This is a genomic window from Ruegeria sp. N11, assembly GCF_056531525.1.
Genome location: NZ_JBQFLX010000006.1, coordinates 205963 through 223340, shown reverse-complemented (window position 1 = coordinate 223340; position 17378 = coordinate 205963). Strand labels below are relative to the sequence as shown.

14 protein-coding genes are annotated in these 17378 nt (G+C 58.5%); 7 read left to right on the top strand and 7 right to left on the bottom strand.

Annotated features, from left to right (window positions below; genetic code table 11):
* Nucleotides 1-19 precede the first annotated feature (19 nt).
* Nucleotides 20-1129 carry a transporter substrate-binding domain-containing protein gene (locus tag ACR0J8_RS08760; RefSeq protein ID WP_170611179.1) on the top strand — a complete coding sequence of 370 codons (1110 nt, stop codon included), beginning with the start codon at nt 20-22 and terminating at the stop codon, nt 1127-1129.
* 469 nt (nt 1130-1598) lie between these two features.
* On the opposite strand, the gene ACR0J8_RS08755 is transcribed toward ACR0J8_RS08760, so the two are convergent.
* The 7 genes from ACR0J8_RS08755 to ACR0J8_RS08725 all read right to left on the bottom strand — a co-directional run bounded on the left by ACR0J8_RS08755 (nt 1599) and on the right by ACR0J8_RS08725 (nt 10234).
* A complete protein-coding gene (locus tag ACR0J8_RS08755) occupies nt 1599-3812 on the bottom strand; it encodes an NADP-dependent isocitrate dehydrogenase (RefSeq protein ID WP_480523462.1) in 2214 nt (737 codons plus the stop codon).
* Between the two features lie 231 nt (nt 3813-4043).
* On the bottom strand, nt 4044-5069 hold the full coding sequence (locus ACR0J8_RS08750) for a trans-3-hydroxy-L-proline dehydratase (RefSeq protein ID WP_480523461.1): 1026 nt from the start codon (nt 5067-5069) through the stop codon (nt 4044-4046).
* A gap of 9 nt (nt 5070-5078) precedes the next feature.
* The gene (locus ACR0J8_RS08745; protein ID WP_480523460.1) at nt 5079-6320 is read right to left on the bottom strand and encodes an NAD(P)/FAD-dependent oxidoreductase; all 1242 of its coding nucleotides are present in this window, start codon (nt 6318-6320) and stop codon (nt 5079-5081) included.
* A complete protein-coding gene (locus ACR0J8_RS08740; protein ID WP_480523458.1) occupies nt 6317-7249 on the bottom strand; it encodes a 4-hydroxyproline epimerase in 933 nt (310 codons plus the stop codon). The genes ACR0J8_RS08745 and ACR0J8_RS08740 overlap by 4 nt, the downstream gene beginning before the upstream one ends.
* Entirely contained in the window at nt 7240-8199 is a 960-nt protein-coding gene (locus tag ACR0J8_RS08735) for a dihydrodipicolinate synthase family protein (protein WP_480523456.1), read from the bottom strand. The genes ACR0J8_RS08740 and ACR0J8_RS08735 overlap by 10 nt, the downstream gene beginning before the upstream one ends.
* 173 nt (nt 8200-8372) lie before the next feature.
* Nucleotides 8373-9431 (bottom strand): ABC transporter ATP-binding protein, encoded by a 1059-nt coding sequence (locus tag ACR0J8_RS08730; protein WP_480523454.1) that lies wholly within the window; start codon nt 9429-9431, stop codon nt 8373-8375.
* Nucleotides 9428-10234, bottom strand: coding sequence for an IclR family transcriptional regulator (locus ACR0J8_RS08725; RefSeq protein WP_170611200.1), 807 nt, complete (start codon nt 10232-10234; stop codon nt 9428-9430). The genes ACR0J8_RS08730 and ACR0J8_RS08725 overlap by 4 nt, the downstream gene beginning before the upstream one ends.
* A gap of 140 nt (nt 10235-10374) precedes the next feature.
* Here ACR0J8_RS08725 and ACR0J8_RS08720 point away from each other — a divergent pair, with 140 nt between their 5' ends.
* From ACR0J8_RS08720 to ACR0J8_RS08695, 6 genes are all read left to right on the top strand, one after another.
* Nucleotides 10375-11634 (top strand): ABC transporter substrate-binding protein, encoded by a 1260-nt coding sequence (locus ACR0J8_RS08720; RefSeq protein WP_170611203.1) that lies wholly within the window; start codon nt 10375-10377, stop codon nt 11632-11634.
* Nucleotides 11635-11731: 97 nt separating this feature from the next.
* Nucleotides 11732-12655 carry a carbohydrate ABC transporter permease gene (locus tag ACR0J8_RS08715; RefSeq protein ID WP_480889714.1) on the top strand — a complete coding sequence of 308 codons (924 nt, stop codon included), beginning with the start codon at nt 11732-11734 and terminating at the stop codon, nt 12653-12655.
* Between the two features lies 1 nt (nt 12656).
* On the top strand, nt 12657-13505 hold the full coding sequence (locus ACR0J8_RS08710) for a carbohydrate ABC transporter permease (protein WP_170619379.1): 849 nt from the start codon (nt 12657-12659) through the stop codon (nt 13503-13505).
* A complete protein-coding gene (gene melA, locus ACR0J8_RS08705; protein ID WP_480889711.1) occupies nt 13502-14842 on the top strand; it encodes an alpha-galactosidase in 1341 nt (446 codons plus the stop codon). Before ACR0J8_RS08710 ends, melA begins: the two co-directional genes overlap by 4 nt.
* Nucleotides 14796-16607 carry an IlvD/Edd family dehydratase gene (locus tag ACR0J8_RS08700; protein WP_480889759.1) on the top strand — a complete coding sequence of 604 codons (1812 nt, stop codon included), beginning with the start codon at nt 14796-14798 and terminating at the stop codon, nt 16605-16607. The genes melA and ACR0J8_RS08700 overlap by 47 nt, the downstream gene beginning before the upstream one ends.
* Nucleotides 16607-17374, top strand: coding sequence for an SDR family NAD(P)-dependent oxidoreductase (locus ACR0J8_RS08695; RefSeq protein WP_480523444.1), 768 nt, complete (start codon nt 16607-16609; stop codon nt 17372-17374). The genes ACR0J8_RS08700 and ACR0J8_RS08695 overlap by 1 nt, the downstream gene beginning before the upstream one ends.
* Nucleotides 17375-17378 lie beyond the last annotated feature (4 nt).

Sequence of the window (17378 nt, the reverse complement as noted above, 5' to 3'; positions counted from 1 at the left end):
AAGTCTGGAGGAAGTGGACATGTTTAATATTGATCTGAAGAAAGTGGTAATGTCGGCCACCGCCGTCACAGCACTGAGCGCAACCGCGGCGGCGGCACAGGAAGCCTGTACCAACTACACCGTCGAGGATGGCGATACGATGGCAACCATCGCCATCGCGGCTTATGGAACGTCGAACTATCAGCCGATCTTCAACGCGAACCGCAACGTCATTACGAACCCGAACGCACTGGAGCCGGGCCTGGTTCTGGCCCTACCCTGTGAGGACGGCAGCCTGCCCAACGGTCAGACCGCACAGGAAATCATCGCGGCGGAAGAACAGCGCGCGGCCAGCGTAAAGCGGTCGAGCGTCTACCAACCGCCGATCAAACTGGTCACCGGCAATGGCTGGGCGCCGTTTGCCGATGAATCGCTGAACGGCGGCGGTGCAATCACCCGCCTGGGCACCACTGCCCTGCAGCGTGGCGGCAACGCCCGCGACTATTCGGTCAGCTTCGTGGACGACTGGAACTCGCACCTGGAAACGCTGCTGCCTTTGGGGGCGTTTGACGTATCCATGGCGTGGAACATGCCCGACTGCACCAACCGCACCTACGAATGGTCGTGGGAAACTGAAGTGCGCTGCACCCAGTTCGACTCTTCCGTTCCGGTTTATGACATCGTGGTCGGGTTCTACACCCTGCCGGAAAGCAGCTATGCAAGCGCGACAACTTTTGAAGAGCTGAAAGGGTCCACCATCTGCCGCATGGACGGCTGGTTCATCCACGATCTGGAACAGGAAGGCTTGCATAACGGCGAATCCATGACCCTGATGCAACCCATCACCGCGCGCGAATGCCTCGACGCTGTTCTGACAGGTACCGCCGACGTCGCGACGTTCGAAGTTCAGTTGTTCTCGGACACCATGGTCGAAATGGGCCTGAACCAGAACGACATGGTGGAAAACCCCTTCGTGACCTCGCTGTCTTCGCTGCGCTTCATCAGCCACCGGAGCAACCCGTTCGGCAAGCAGTATCTGGCGATGCTGAACAAGGGCCTGAACGAAATGCGTGAATCCGGCGAATGGTACGCCATCGTTTCTGACACGCTGCGCGAGCACAACGAGAAACTTATGGCAGCGTCGAACTGATCCCTCGGTTCAGCTGATACACTGGGGCCGGTTCCGCAACCGGCCCCTTTTTTGTTCGTGATAACCCAGTGCCCTGGCCTGGACTTGGTGGTTGGGCGCCGCATCACGGAACTGAAAGAAGCCTAAGCTGATCGCCTTTTTGTCCTTTGTATCCGGGATTATTCTGGACACGGTGACCGTCGGACGGCGGGAAATGAAGCGGCTGCATTATCTCAGCCTGCCAGCGCCAATATCCAAATAACGGCACTCGGTCTGCTTTCGGACAAGCAAAAAACACCCCAACTACGGGAAACCCCCAATATCGGAAGCTGCCGGGTTTGATATTCTGACCCCAACAGCACCGGTGAGGCCTGAGCCTCTCCACTCACTTGAAAAGGGACTGACTTTGGGGGTCAGTCCCTTTTTACTTGTCTCATTGAATACTTACTATCCGTGAAGGGCCGCATCAGTGGGCGCGGCCCGAATAATCTTACCCGATAATGGCGTTCAGCGTCGCGCTGGGGCGCATAACTGCAGCTGCCTTCGTCGGATCTGCGTGATAGTATCCACCCAGATCGGCAGGCGCGCCTTGCGCCGCAGCCAGTTCCGACAGGATTTGCTCTTCCTTGTCGGCCAACTCTTTGGCAACCTGGGCAAAATCGGCGGCCAGATCGGCGTCATCGGATTGCGCAGCCAGCGCCTCGGCCCAATATCGTGCAAACCAGTAGTGGCTGTCGCGGTTGTCAGGCTGGCCAACCTTGCGGCTTGGCGATTTGTTGTTGTCCAGAATGCCTTGCGTGGCCGCTTCGGCCGCTGAACCCAGAACCCCGGCCTTAGCATTGCCTTTGCTGTCGGCCAGGAAGTTCAGCGATTCACCCAGCGCACAGAACTCACCCATCGAGTCCCAACGCAGGTGGTTCTCTTCCACCAACTGCTGCACGTGTTTGGGCGCCGAGCCACCCGCGCCGGTTTCAAACAGACCGCCGCCATTCATCAGCTTGACGATCGACAGCATCTTGGCCGAGGTGCCCAGTTCCAGGATCGGAAACAGGTCGGTCAGGTAATCGCGCAGCACGTTGCCAGTGATCGCGATGCTGTCCTTGCCTGCTGTAATGGTCTGCAGCGACTGACGGGTAGCCTCACGCGGGGCCATGATCAGGAACTTGTCCGCAACGCCAGCCGCCTCAAGCGCCGGTTTGACGTATTTGATCAGCTCTGCGTCATGGGCGCGGTTTGCGTCCAACCAGAAGATCGCCTCGGAACCGGTCAGGCGCTGACGATCCTTCGCCAGCTCAATCCAGTTCTCGATCGGAGCCTTTTTGACGGTGCAGGAGCGCCATATATCGCCCTTTTCGACCTCATGCGAATGCAGCGTCTCACCATTGGCCAGTACGATACGGATCGTGCCATCGGCGGGTGCTTGGAAGGTAGTCGGGTGCGAGCCGTATTCTTCCGCCTTCTGCGCCATCAAGCCAACATTGGCCACGGCACCGGCAGTTGCCGGGTTCAGCGCGCCGTTGGCTTTGAAGAAGTTGATGGCCTCATCATAGACGGGCGCATAGCAGCGGTCGGGTATCACACAATTGGTATCACCCTTCGCACCGGTCTCGTCCCAACCCTTGCCGCCTGCACGGATCACGGCGGGCATCGACGCGTCGATAATCACGTCCGACGGGACGTGCAAGTTGGTGATGCCCTTGTCGCTATCGACCATGTACATCGACGGACGGTCCGTCTTGATCGCGTCGATCGCGGCCATGATGTCGGCGTTGCCCTTCACGCGATCCAGAAGATCACCCAGACCAGAGTTCGGGTTCACGCCCAAAGCGTCCAGTTCCGCGCCGAACTTCTCGAACACCGGTGCCAGCCATGCCGTGACCGCATAGCCGAAGATGATCGGGTCCGAGACCTTCATCATCGTCGCCTTCATGTGCAGCGAGAACATGGTGCCATCTTTTTTAGTGTCCTCGATGGCGTCCGCCAGGAACGAAGACAGCGCCTTGACCGACATGAAGGTCGCGTCGGCAACAGTGCCTTCGGCCAGAGGCCAGGCATCTTTCAGAACGATCACGCTGCCGTCCTTGCCAACAAATTCGATCTTGGCATCACCCGCCTGAGCAGCCGTGATAGTTGCCGAATTCTCATTCGCATAGAAATCGTTGCCAGACATGGAAGACACTTTGGTTTTGCTGTCCGACACCCACTCACCCATCGAATGCGGGTTCTTCTGAGCGTAGTTCTTGACCGCACGGGCCGCGCGACGATCCGAGTTGCCCTCACGCAGTACCGGGTTAACAGCCGAACCTTTGATGGCATCATAACGTGCGCGGATCGCCTTTTCCTCATCGGTCGAAGGCTCTTCGGGATAGTTCGGAATATTGTAGCCCTGCGATTGCAGCTCTTCGATGGCTGCAACCAGCTGCGGGACCGACGCCGAAATATTCGGCAGCTTGATCACATTGGCATCCGGCGTCTTCACCAGCTCACCCAGTGCGGCCAGATCGTCTGTGATGCGCTGATCTTCGGTCAGGTTCTCGGGGAAGGTTGCCAGAATGCGGCCCGCCAGCGAAATATCCTTGGTGCCGACACTCACGCCAGCGGCCGAAGCGAACTTGCGAATGATGGGCAGGAACGATGCGCTCGCCAGCTCCGGCGCTTCGTCTACAATGGTATACAATATATCGAAGTTCGATTTTTCTGCCATATTCCCTTACCTTTTTTAAGCCTTTCAGGGGCGTGCGATCCAAGAGTTGATGCCACATCAACGTGGCGCGGCAGGGGCACGATCAGGATGCTGCCCCTTGGTTACTCTGATTTGACAGGGCCTCCCATAAAACAGGATGGCCCCGGGATCAATCACCGGAACGCGCGCAAATTGACACGGGGTTGGGTGAACCAGATGAAACGGCGCAGAAAAAGGGTCGGCCTTGCTGCCTCAGACGCCCCAGGTGTCGCTCAGACGATAGCCGCCCGGCCAAGGGTCATCGGGATCCAGCATGTGTTGGTGAATGCCGGTAATCCAGCCCTGGCCGCTGATCTCCGGGACAATAGCCGCGCGATCGCCCAGCCGTGTTGCCTCGACGATTCGACCGGTAAAACGCGAACCGATGATGGAAATGGCTTCGAACGTTTGGCCGACCTGCATCTGTCCTTTGGCGGCCATCAACGCCATGCGTGCCGAGACCGCCGTGCCGGTAGGTGAGCGATCGACTTTACCCGGTTGAATGGCCACGGCGGACTTGCCGCGCACCCCTTCGGGAGCTTCCTCCAAAGGACCGCAGAGGGCACAGAAGGAGATGTGATCCCAATCCGGGTTTTCGGGATGGGAAAAACCAATCTGTTCATTCGCCGCATTTGTGATTGCAACACCCATACGCGCGATATCACGCGCCTCGTCTTCGGTGATCTCAAAGCCCAGAGCGGCGGCATCGACGACGACGAAACTGTCGCCTCCAAAGGCCGTATCGACCTGCAACGTTCCCACGCCCGGAACTTCGAGTGGAACGCCAAGCTTGTCGGCAAAGCTGGGCAGGTTCTGCACAAAGATACGTCTGGCCTTGCCGCCCTCGCACTCGGCCCGGACACGGACCAGGCCGCCGGGCGCTTCCAGTGTCAGATGGGTTTCGGGCTCCTGCATCGGGACGATGCCGCCATCCAGCAACACGGTCGATACGCAGATCGAATTCGATCCGGACATCGGCGGCGTATCTTCAGGTTCCATGATGATAAAACCCGCATCAGCGTCAGGATGTTTGGGCGGCACCAGCAGGTTTACATGGCGAAATACTCCGCCCCGCGGTTCGTTCAGGACAAAACTTCGTAAGGTCTGATCTTTTGCGATGAACGAACGCTGGTCCCACAGCGTTTCACCCGGGGGCGGCGCGACACCGCCAACGATCACATCCCCGACCTCGCCTCCGGCATGGGCTGAAATCACATGAATTGTCTTCACGCTGCGCATGAGGGCTCCTTAAAACCGGGTGGCAGAAAAAGGATCAGGGGAAATCTCAGGAGTATCATCGACAAGCAGGTCGGCGACCATTTCAGCGGTCCCTGCTGACTGTGTCAAACCCAGATGACCATGGCCAAACGCATAAATCACATTGCGGGAACGGCGTGCAGGGCCGATCACCGGAATACTGTCGGGCAGCGACGGGCGGAATCCCATCCATTGCGTACCACCTTCGGTCCTGAGCCCCGGCAGGAACTGCGTCGCCTTTTGCAAAAGGGTTTCCGCCCTCCGGTAATTCGGTGGCAGTTTCAGCCCACCAAGCTCGACAGCCCCCCCGATGCGCACGCCGCCGTTGATGCGACTGGCCACGAATCCGTGGCGGGAAAAGGTCAGATGCATCCGCAGATCGAAGGCGCCCTCGGGCAGGGTCGTGTTATAGCCGCGCTCGGTCTCCAGAGGAATGTGATCGCCCAGAGTGCGCGCCAGTTCATGCGACCACGCACCGGAAGCGACGACAACCTTGTCGGCCTCAACTGTTCCACCGGCATGGCTCAGTTGCACCGATGTGTCCCAGGGAGTAACGGCGCGAATTTCAATTTGCTCGATCCGGCCGCCGCGATGCAGAAACGCTTGCGCCAGATGGCCTACCCAAGTTTTTGGATCGACCGTGTTCATCCAACCCGGTGTGAAACCGGCATGAGTAAAGCGGGGGCTGAGACCAGGCTGCAACTCGGCAATGGCTTCACGGTTTTCCAGCAGTTCAAACGCGATCCCGTGACAGCGGCGTGTTTCCCATCCAGGCAGGCTGGCACGAAACTCTGCCTCGCCTTCGTAAAGCTGCATCTGACCATCCCACTGAATCAGCGCCTCGCCATCGACGTCCGAAATCAGACGCTCCAGCGCAGCGCCCGACAGGCGCATGAGGCCCGCCTGTGCGGCCAGAAGCTCGTGATACCGGCGCGGACGGCTGGCCTGCCAGAACCGCATCATCCAGGGCGTGATCTTCAGGGCATATGCAGGGGGAATTGACAAAGGCCCCAGCGGATCCAGCAACCATTTAGGTGCCTTGCGCATGATGCCCGGCGTCGCCAGCGGCTCGACCTCGGTCAGGGCAAACGCTCCGGCATTGCCGGCAGAAGCCTGCGCCGCGACGCCTTCGCGGTCCAGCACGCGGACATTATGACCCCGACGCTGCAGCTCAAGCGCAGTTGTTATGCCGATGACACCGGCACCGATTATCACCACGTCCGAATGCGTCACGTCGCAATCCCATCTTTGAACGGATCATTTTCGGCAAAGATCAGCTTCGCCTCGGCCATGACATGGGCCTGCCCGGTAATCGAGGGAATGACACCTCCATTCGGGCCCGGCTGATAAGACAGGCGATAGGTGCTTCCGATCACAGATTCCTGCACGATCTCCTCGCCCGGGGCCAGTTTTCCATCCGCCGCCAAACAGGCCAGCCGTGCCGAACTACCGGTGCCGCAGGGCGAGCGGTCGTAATTGTCATCCGGACACAGAACAAAGTTGCGGCTATGAACGCCATCCGTCGAAGACGTTCCCTGAAAGATCACATGATCAACGGGTTCACCTTGTTCGCCGCCAATACCCTGCGCGATCGAGGCTTCGCGGATGGCCACGGCCATATTCGTCAGCTTTGCGATATTCCCGACACAAACCGGAATTGGGCTGGGATCGACAATAAAGAACCAGTTGCCACCATAAGCCAGATCGCCCGTCACTGGCCCGTACTCTGGCACGTCCATGGTGGCTGAGCGCTGTACCCGGCGGCTTTCGATGTTTGTGACGGTCACCGTGTTTGCGTCATGCAATTCGACCGTCACCACCCCCGCAGGAGTTTCGATGCGATGGGTGCCCTGCCCGATCCGACCCAAGTGGGCCAATGTCACGGTCAGACCAATGGTGCCATGACCACACATGCCAAGCACTGCGTCAACGTCAAAATAGATCACGCCGGTCACACAAGTCGGATCAACCGGTTCGACCAGCAATGCGCCAACCATGGCCGGTTGCCCGCGCGGCTCGAGCATGATGGAGCGGTAAAACTCCTCATGCTCGGTTGCCAGTCGCCGGGCTCGTTCCGCAATGGAGCCATTGCCCAGATCAGGTGCGCCATCCAGGATCACCCGCGTGGGCTCGCCCCCGGTATGGCTGTCGATCACATGCATTCAGCGATCACCCCGCCCTGCGCTGACCAGTCGGCGAACCAGTTTTTGAACAGTTCATACTGCTGTTCACAATAGTTGCGCTGTGCATCATTCAACTCATCGCTTTCGTTAAAGTGCAGGCGGTATTCCGGTTCACCGTTCAGCACTAACAGATGCTTGTAATAGAGCACCAGATCGGGGCCTTCGTCAAAGCTGGAAAGAACATGGAACGCCTCGGTCAATTCCTGAGCGCACAAACGGGCCTCGGCGCTTCCGGTGGCGGCTTTTTGCGACAACGCCGCCAGCAACAGCGCCTCGCGCGGCAGCGCATTGCCGATTCCGGTGATCGAACCGGTCGCGCCGCAGTTTACAAAGCCATGAAAGACTTCGGTATCGACGCCTACCATCAGGGTCACGTTGTCATCCTGACTGGTGATGTTCTCTGCCGCGTAGCGCAGATCATCCTTGCCACCGAATTCCTTGAACCCGATCAGATTGGAGTGTTCGGCCCGCAGCGCAAAGAACAACTCGGCGCGGGTGGCGAATCCGTAATAGGGGCTGTTGTAGATCACGGCAGGAATGTCGGGCGCCGCAGTCAGAATATCCCTAAAATGGTTCTTCTGCGCCGCCGGCGAACTGCCACGTGACAGAACGCGCGGGATCACCATCAGGCCGGCGGCGCCCACTTTTTGCGCGTGGGCGGCATGGGCCACGGCGGATTTTGTGTTAATGGCCCCGGTGCCCACGACAACCGGAAGTCCGGCGGCTACCAGACGCTCGACCCCCTCCATCCGCTGTTCGTCGGTCAGCAGGGGCCAATCCCCCATCGAACCGCAATAGACAACCGCCGACATCCCTGCATCGATCATCTCCTGACCCTTGCGGACCAGTGCGTCATAATCCGGTTTGCGGTCCGGTGTGCAGGGCGTCATGAGGGCGGGCATGGTGCCGGTGAAGACATTTTTTGGCATGGGGCAAATCCTTTGGAAGCAGCGTTTCGTACGGCAGGAGGAAATCAGGTCAGAGCCGTTTCGAATCGGAATAACGGATATTGGATACAAAATCCATAAAAATTCTGCGCCAAAGCAAAACGCGCCGAACCGGTGGCTCGACGCGCTGTTTGATCAGGGTTTGGGTGTCAGATTCAGCGCAGGCGCTGCCCGGTTTCGGGGTCGAACAGTAATGCGCGGTCAGGTCGGACCGAAATGCCAATTCGCTCGCCCTGCGTGCTGCGTTGATCGTCGCGTTCTTCGACAATCAACCGGTCGCCATTCGGCGTTACCAGGTAAGAATACGACACCCCGCCAAGCGCTTCGGTCAGGTCAACGGTGCAGGTCTCGCTGCCGCGGTCAATCTGGATATGCTCTGGCCGAATGCCCAGCGTGACCTTGTTGGCCCCCGAAGGCACGGACGCCGTAACCGGAATCGACTGATTGAGTGCAGGATGACTGACCTGACCATCAACAACATCGCATTCTAGAAAATTCATCGCGGGCGAGCCAATGAAACCGGCCACAAACCGATTGTCCGGATCACGGTACAAATCCATCGGAGCGCCGACCTGCTCGATCCGCCCGTCCCGCAGCACGACGATCTTGTCGGCCATGGTCATCGCTTCGACCTGATCGTGCGTGACATAAATCATCGTGGCGCCGATTTCGTTGTGCAGTCGCGCAATCTCAACCCGCATCTCGACCCGCAACTCGGCATCGAGGTTCGAAAGCGGCTCATCAAACAGGAACACTTCGGGCCCGCGAACAATGGCGCGCCCGATGGCCACCCTTTGCCGCTGGCCACCCGACAAAGCCTTCGGCTTGCGTTTCAGGTACTGGTCCAGCTTCAGAATTTCCGATGCCTCGTGCACCTTCCTGTCGATTTCGGTTTTCGAGACGCCATTCATGCGCAAACCGAAGCCCATGTTTTCCGCCACCGACATGTGCGGGTAGAGAGCATAGGTCTGAAACACCATTGCCACGCCACGTTTGGCCGGGTCCATATGGGTTACATCCCGCGAACCGATGTTGATTTGCCCTTCGGTCGTTTCCTCAAGCCCGGCGATCATGCGAAGAAGGGTGGACTTGCCGCAACCTGACGGACCCACAAATACGCAGAATTCACCATCTTCGATCTCAAGTTCTATGCCGTGAATGACCTGTGTCTGGCCGTACCGCTTGATCGCGCCGTTTAGTGTAACTCCGGTCATGTCGCATGCATCCTGTCTTTGCGGGTGGTCCTACGGGATTCTGGGAATTGCCATGCCTGAGCTTCGGCACCGATCTGATCGGCCACATGGCGGACACGGGGAATCCAGGCTTCGAGCTGGGTGAAATCCATCCGTTCCGTGAAGCCGGTTACGGAAATTGCGCCCAACATGCGCCCGCCCGAAGTCAGGATCGGGCATGCGATGCAGATGATGCCGGGCTCGTGCTCTTCATCGTCGATCGCATATCCGCGCTGCCGGATCAGTTCCAGATCCGCGCGCAGCGCCTGTTCCGAGGTCAGTGTCTTGTCGGTAAACCGGTGATAGCTTTGTTGCGACACCGCCTTGGTCAACGCCTCGTCATCCAGATGCGCCAACATCGCCTTGCCGACGCCTGTGCAGTATGCGGGGCCGACTTTGCCAGCTTGCGAGAACATTTCGACCGGCTGCGCTGCGTTACGTTTGTCGACATACAAAACCTGACTGGAATCAAGCTGTGCAAGGTGAACTGTTTCCCCTGTTTCCTGACTTAGCGCGTCGAGAAACGGGCGGGCAATCGGGGCCAGTGAGCTTTGGGTCCAGGCATCATGCGCCAACCGCACCAACCTCAGGCCAGGTGCATAGGTCTGACGGTCGGGATCGTAGGACAACATCCTTTGGTGGGTCAGCGATTGCAGAAACCGGTACAACGTCGCCTTGGGGAAACTGCTGTTGTCCAGCAGCTCCGCGAAACGGACCGGGCGTCCGAATGCAGCCACCTGATCCAGCACATCGCATGCTTTCCCAATTGTTCCTTCACCTGCCACGGGCGCTTTTCTCCTCCGTTTGCCCACGGCCGACAGCACGTGGGTCTTGACAAGACTAACCGAGTCGATGTGTAGTTTTCAATATATAAAACTAAGTTTCACTATGTGGAACCTAAATGTGGAAGCTAAGGGAGGAAACCATGCATTCCATCTACAAGCGCACAACGGCCGCGCTGGCCATGAGCGTTGCACTTGCCGTTCCGGCCTATGCCGAACTCACTGGTGAGCTGCGGATTTTCCTGGACACATCCAACCCGGCGCCGCGCGCGACGATGGAAGCGATGATCGGCCGCTTCGCTGAAAAGCACCCGGGGCTGGAAATCGAAACCACAGTGATCGACCGCGAGGCGTATAAGACGCAAATCCGCAACTTCCTGACCGCCGACACGCCGGACGTTGCCACGTGGTATGCCGCCAACCGCATGAAGCCTTACGTCGAAGCAGGCCTGTTCGAGGATGTTTCGGACCTATGGGCCGAGCCTGAGATTGCTGAAAACCTCGCCTCGACCAAGGGCGCGATGACCATCGATGACAAGCAATGGGGTGTACCCTACACCTACTACCAGTGGGGAGTTTATTACCGCAAAGACATCTTTGATGAGTTGGGCCTTAGCGAACCCACCACCTGGGAAGAGGAACTGGCCAACTGCCAGAAAATCGTCGACTCAGGCCGCGCCTGCTATACCATCGGCACCAAATTCCTGTGGACTGCAGGCGGCTGGTTCGACTACCTGAATATGCGCACCAACGGCTTCGACTTCCACAACCAGCTTGCCAATGGCGAAATCAGCTGGGAAGACGACCGGGTCAAACAAACCTTCGCCAACTGGAAACAGTTGATCGACATGGGCGCGTTCATCGACAATCATCAGACCTATAGCTGGCAAGAGGCTCTTCCCTTCATGGTAAACGGCGAAGCGGCTGCATATCTGATGGGGAATTTCGCTGTCGCGCCGCTAAGGGATGGCGGCCTGACCGACGATCAGCTGGACTTCTACCAGTTCGTGTCCATCAACCCTGATGTCGAAATGGCTGAAGATGCCCCGACAGATACATTCCACATTCCTGCGAATGCATCGAACAAGGAAGCAGCGCGTGAGTTCCTGCGCTTTGTGGTCTCTGCGGAAGAGCAGACCGAAATCAACAATGGCTCGAACCTTGGGCAATTGCCGGTAAACGCACAATCCTCGGTGGATGATGACAAGTTCCTCCAGCAGGGCTTCCAGATGTTGTCGTCGAACAGCCCGGGCGGGGTGGCGCAATTCTGGGACAGGGATGCACCGGCGGAAATGGCAAAAGTGTCTATGGAAGGCTTCCAGGAATTCATGGTCAAACCGGACAATCTGGACCGTATCCTGGCCAAGCTGGAACGCGCACGTGAGCGCATTTACGAAAACTAATCCGGTCGGGCCGGGCACACGCCCGGCCTGCACCTGAACCTGTGCAAGGCGGGTGCCAACCTGCCTTGCTCCTTCCACCTAAACCATGAGTATCCGCATGTCTGCCGTCGACGTCCCCGAACAGGAAAGCTGGTTTCACAGAAATCAGCAGCGCATCGCGCCCTGGCTGTTTCTGGCCCCCGGCCTGCTGTTCTTTATGGTCTATGTGATCATTCCGGTGTTTCAGTCCTTTAATCTGTCGCTTTATGAATGGGACGGTCTTGGTGCGGCTGAATATGTCGGGTTCCGCAACTACGAGGATTTGTACTGGGAATGGGTTGACCGGGATGCATTTTACATCTCTCTCAAAAACAACCTGATCTGGCTGATCCTGTATCTGGCTGCGATTCCCGCCGGCTTGTTCATTGCGCTGTTCCTGAACCAGACGGTCTGGGGCATTCGCCTCTACAAGTCGCTTTTCTTCTTCCCGTTTGTCATCTCTCAGGTCGTTGTGGGCCTCGTCTTTACATGGTTCTACGATCCGACTTTCGGACTTCTCAACGAGTTCCTGGGGTTTTTCGGCGCCGGACCCCTGAATGTCCTGGGAGACGAACGTTTTGTCACCTATGGCATCATCTTTGCGGGCCTCTGGCCTCAAACCGCGTATTGCATGATCTTGTATCTCACCGGTTTGAATGCCGTGGACCCCGAACAGATCGAAGCCGGGCGTCTTGATGGGGCCAAAGGCATGCGGATGCTCTGGCACATCATCCTGCCGCAACTGCGGCCCGCTACTTTCATCGCCTTCGTTGTCACAATTATCGGTGCTCTGCGCAGCTTTGACCTGATCTCAATCATGACGCAGGGCGGCCCCTTCGGTTCCTCCCGTGTCTTGGCTTACTACATGTTCGAGGTCGCCCTGTCCGAATACGGCTTCCGCATGGGGTACGGCGCGGCCATCGCGGTCATCCTGTTCCTGATCATGCTGTGCTTCATCGCTTATTTCCTCTGGTCAATGTACCGCGAAGAGAAGGGGCACTGAGATGTTTCCCAAACCCATCGAAAAACAACCCCGCTCGGCGCAGATTACCTATCAGGCCATGCTGCCCCTGGCGCTGCTTCTGTGGCTGGGGCCTTTGCTGGCCGTCGCGCTGTTCTCCGTCAAACCGGCAGCGGATTTCACCAACGCAAACTACTGGGGCATGCCCTCCAGCTTTGAAGGCGCGTTCAACTACGGTCAGGTATTCTTCAACTCGGACATGCCGCGCTATCTGCTGAACTCGTTCATGATCACCATCCCAACGGTTATCGGAGCGGTCGCGCTCAGCTGCATGACGGGGTTTGCGCTGGGGATCTACAAATTCAAGTCAAACATCTGGATCTTCTTCATGTTCGTGGCTGGCAACTTCGTGCCGTTCCAGATCCTGATGGTTCCCGTGCGCGACCTGACGCTGCAACTGGGTCTCTACAACACCAAAACCGGGCTTGTGCTGTTCCACATCGCCTTCCAGACCGGGTTCTGCACACTCTTCATGCGCAACTTCATCCGCGCCCTGCCCTTTGAACTGATCGAGGCCGCCCGTGTCGAAGGTATCAGCGAATGGCGCATCTTCTGGTACGTCGTCCTACCGCTGATGAAACCCGCTATCGCTGCCCTCAGCGTCCTTATCTTCACGTTCATCTGGAACGACTATTTCTGGGCCGTGGTCCTGACCCAAGGCGCAGAAAGCCAGCCCGTGACAGCCGGTATCACAAGTTTCAACGCTCAGTTCCGGGCCGCCTACCAGTTGATGAGCGCAGGCTCGATCGTCGCCGCTTTGCCGCCTGTGGCCATGTTCTTCCTCATGCAGAAACACTTCATCGCGGGTCTGACCCTCGGAGCTGTCAAATGACCAAAATTACCTTTATCGGCGCGGGTTCCACGATCTTCATGCAAAACATCCTGGGTGACGCGCTGCTGACCCCCGCGCTTTCCGACAGTCATTTTGCACTGATGGATATAAACCCGGTGCGCCTGGCGGAAAGCGAGGCCGTGGCAAGGGCGATGATCCGTTCGGTTGGAACCGGCGCGACCGTTTCCACCCACACCGACCGCCGGTCGGCCCTGGATGGGGCGGATTTCGTAATTACCGCGTTCCAGGTCGGGGGATATCAGCCCTGCACTGTCACCGATTTCGAGATTCCCAAGCAATACGGCTTACGTCAGACCATCGCCGACACGTTGGGGGTTGGCGGCATCATGCGCGGGCTACGGACCGTTCCGGTTCTCTGGGACGTGGCGCAGGACATGATGCAGCTTTGTCCCGACGCGACGCTGCTGCAATACGTCAACCCGATGGCGATCAATACATGGGCCCTGGCGGAAAGATTCCCGACGCTGAAACACGTGGGCCTCTGCCATTCGGTCCAGAACACGGTCGAGGAACTGGCCCACGATCTGGACTTGCCCAAAAGCGATATCCGCTACCGGGTGGCCGGCGTCAATCACGTCGCCTTCTTCCTGCGGCTCGAGTACGAGGGGCGCGATCTCTACCCAGCCCTGCGGCAAGGCTACGCCACCGGGAAGCTTCCCAAAGCCCCTCTTTTGATGCCGCGTTGCCCCAACAAGGTACGCTACGAGGTGATGGACCATTTGGGCTATTTCTGCACGGAAAGCTCCGAGCATCTGGCCGAATACGTTCCGTGGTTCATCAAGGACGGGCGCGACGATCTGATCGAGCAGTTCTCGATTCCGCTGGACGAATACCCGACCCGGTGCGAGGAACAGATCGCCGATTGGCAGCAGAAGGCAAAAACTCTGACTGATGGGGGCAACATAGACGTGATCCGCAGTCACGAATTCGCCGCCGACCTCATGAACGCCATCATCACAGACGAACCTTATACGGCCTACGGCAACCTGCCAAACACCGGCCAGATTCCGCAACTTCCATTGGGCGCGGCGGTGGAAACGCCATGTCTGGTGGACAGCAACGGTGTTCAGCCTTCGATTGTGGCTGATATTCCGCCACAACTGATCGCCCTGATGCGCACTCAGATCAACGTGCAGGAATTGACCGTCCGCGCCCTGACCGAGCAGAACCCGGAGCATATCTATCACGCGGCCATGATGGACCCACACACCGCAGCGGAACTGGACCTGCGGCAGATCCGAGGCCTGGTTACCGATCTGCTGACTGCCCATTCCGACTGGCTTCCCGATTGGTGCCGCCCGGCCCGCGCGGCCTGACCTTCATCTTTTCACAAATACTCAAACCCAACCCGAACCACGAAAAGCAAAACAAGAAATGAAAAAGCGCCGCTCACAACACTGGTACGGAAAACTCGACAAAGATGGGTTCATCCATCGCTCCTGGATGAAAAACCAGGGATTTCCTGATCATGCCTTTGACGGGCGCCCGATCATCGGCATTTGCAACACCTGGTCTGAATTGACACCCTGCAATTCAGGCCTGCGCGATCTGGCCGAGGGCGTGAAACGCGGCGTTTGGGAGGCCGGTGGCTTTCCCGTCGAATTCCCGGTGATGTCGCTGGGCGAAACCCAGATGAAGCCCACCGCTATGCTGTTCCGCAATCTGCTGGCGATGGATGTCGAGGAATCTATCCGCGCCTATGGCATCGACGGCGTCGTGTTGCTGGGCGGTTGCGACAAGACCACGCCGGGCCAGTTGATGGGTGCGGCCTCGGTTGATCTGCCCTCGATCGTCGTCAGTTCGGGCCCGATGCTGAACGGCAAGTATCGCGGGCAGGATATCGGTTCCGGCACCGACGTGTGGAAATTCTCCGAGGCTGTACGCGCGGGGGAAATGACCCTGCAGGATTTCATGAACGCAGAATCCGGCATGTCCCGCAGCGCCGGCGTCTGCATGACCATGGGCACGGCCTCGACCATGGCGTCTCTGGTCGAGGCTATGGGCATGTCGCTGCCCACCAACGCCGCCCTGCCCGCCGTGGATGCCCGCCGCATGGCGCTGGCGCATCTGACCGGCAAGCGGATTGTCGAGATGGTCGACGAAGACCTCAAACCCTCGGACATCCTGACCAAAGAGGCGTTCGAGAACGCCATTCTTGCCAATGCCGCCGTGGGCGGCTCGACCAACGCGGTGGTTCACCTGCTGGCGCTGGCCGGTCGCGTCGGTGTGGACCTGGGCCTTAAGGATTTCGAAATCGGATCCGAAATTCCCCTGCTAGTGAACTGCATGCCTTCGGGAAAGTACTTGATGGAGGATTTCTGTTACGCAGGCGGCGTTCCGGTTGTTCTGAACGAGCTCAAACCCTTTCTGCGCCCGGCCAGAACGGTTTTGAACAAGGATATTTCCGCCCATTACGAGGGTGCCGAATGCTTCAACACAGACGTCATCCGTCCCTTTGCCGATCCGGTGAAACCCGCCGCGGGCCTGCGGGTTCTTCGCGGCAATCTTGCACCCAACGGTGCCATCGTGAAGCCTTCGGCGGCCACGGACGCTCTGCTTGAAACCGAAGGCGAGGCATATGTTTTCGAGAATATCGAAGACCTGAAGGCCAATATCGACCGCGACGATCTGCCGGTGACGCCCGAAACTATTCTGGTCCTCAAAGGATGCGGCCCCAAAGGTTATCCGGGGATGCCCGAGGTCGGAAACATGCCGATCCCCGCCAGGCTAGTGAAAGAGGGCGTGCGCGACATGATCCGCATTTCCGACGCCCGCATGTCCGGCACCGCATATGGCACTGTCATCCTGCATGTCAGCCCCGAGGCGCAGGCCGGAGGCACGCTGGGCTTGGTCAAAAGCGGTGATCGCATCCGGGTTTCCGCCAGCAAGGGCGAACTGGAGCTGTTGGTCGATGAAAAGGAGCTGGACGCCCGTCGTGCCGCGTGGCAACCGGACGACCCCCATTACACCCGCGGCTACGCGAAACTTTATATCGACCACGTGCTACAGGCCGATCAGGGAGCAGACCTTGATTTCCTTGTCGGCAAAGACACCCGCCTTGTGACCCGAGAGAGCCACTGATGACCCAAACCGCCACATTTCACGACCTCAACGGCGCGTCCGTTTTCATCACCGGCGGCGGATCGGGCGTCGGAGCATCCCTGACCGACGGGTTCCTCGCACAGGGCGCAAATGTTGCCTTCATTGGCCGCTCGGACGCCAGCGCTTTTGTCGACGAGATGCAGGAGAAGCACGGGCGCGCACCGCTGTTTTTGCAGGGCGACATCACCGATACAGAGTTGCTGCACGCGACCATGGCAAAAGCCGCCGAGGCTTACGGGCCGATCAAGGTGCTGGTCAATAACGCCGCGAACGACAAACGGCATGGACTGTCCGAAACCACCACGGAGTTCTGGGACTGGATGATCGAGGTGAACCTCAAGGCTTATTACTTCGCCTGTCAGGAGGCCGCGCGGCAAATGCAGGAGGCCGGCGGGTCGATCATCAATTTCTCTTCAATCAGCTACATGATGGGCAACGCGGGATATCCGATCTACACCACATCGAACGCCGGGATCACGGGGATGACAAGGTCGCTTGCGCGCGAGTTGGGTCCGCAGAAAATCCGCGTGAACGCGCTGGCCCCCGGTTGGGTTCTGACGCAGAAACAGCTGGACATGTGGGCCACGCCCGAGGATTTGGCGGCACATATGGAGCGCCAATGTCTGAAAGAGCATCTGACACCGGACGACATGATTGCGCCGACACTGTTTCTGGCTTCGGACGCCAGCCGCGCGATGACGGGGCAGTGCATGGTGGTCGATGGCGGCGTCGTTGTTACGGGGTGAGAAC

What these genes read in the sequence shown, in the direction of transcription:
- ACR0J8_RS08760 (WP_170611179.1), top strand. Translation starts at nt 20, where the DNA reads ATGTTTAATATTGATCTGAAGAAAGTGGTAATGTCGGCCACCGCCGTC.
- ACR0J8_RS08755 (WP_480523462.1), bottom strand. Translation starts at nt 3,812, where the DNA reads ATGGCAGAAAAATCGAACTTCGATATATTGTATACCATTGTAGACGAA.
- ACR0J8_RS08750 (WP_480523461.1), bottom strand. Translation starts at nt 5,069, where the DNA reads ATGCGCAGCGTGAAGACAATTCATGTGATTTCAGCCCATGCCGGAGGC.
- ACR0J8_RS08740 (WP_480523458.1), bottom strand. Translation starts at nt 7,249, where the DNA reads ATGCATGTGATCGACAGCCATACCGGGGGCGAGCCCACGCGGGTGATC.
- ACR0J8_RS08735 (WP_480523456.1), bottom strand. Translation starts at nt 8,199, where the DNA reads ATGCCAAAAAATGTCTTCACCGGCACCATGCCCGCCCTCATGACGCCC.
- ACR0J8_RS08730 (WP_480523454.1), bottom strand. Translation starts at nt 9,431, where the DNA reads ATGACCGGAGTTACACTAAACGGCGCGATCAAGCGGTACGGCCAGACA.
- ACR0J8_RS08720 (WP_170611203.1), top strand. Translation starts at nt 10,375, where the DNA reads ATGCATTCCATCTACAAGCGCACAACGGCCGCGCTGGCCATGAGCGTT.
- ACR0J8_RS08715 (WP_480889714.1), top strand. Translation starts at nt 11,732, where the DNA reads ATGTCTGCCGTCGACGTCCCCGAACAGGAAAGCTGGTTTCACAGAAAT.
- ACR0J8_RS08710 (WP_170619379.1), top strand. Translation starts at nt 12,657, where the DNA reads ATGTTTCCCAAACCCATCGAAAAACAACCCCGCTCGGCGCAGATTACC.
- melA (WP_480889711.1), top strand. Translation starts at nt 13,502, where the DNA reads ATGACCAAAATTACCTTTATCGGCGCGGGTTCCACGATCTTCATGCAA.
- ACR0J8_RS08695 (WP_480523444.1), top strand. Translation starts at nt 16,607, where the DNA reads ATGACCCAAACCGCCACATTTCACGACCTCAACGGCGCGTCCGTTTTC.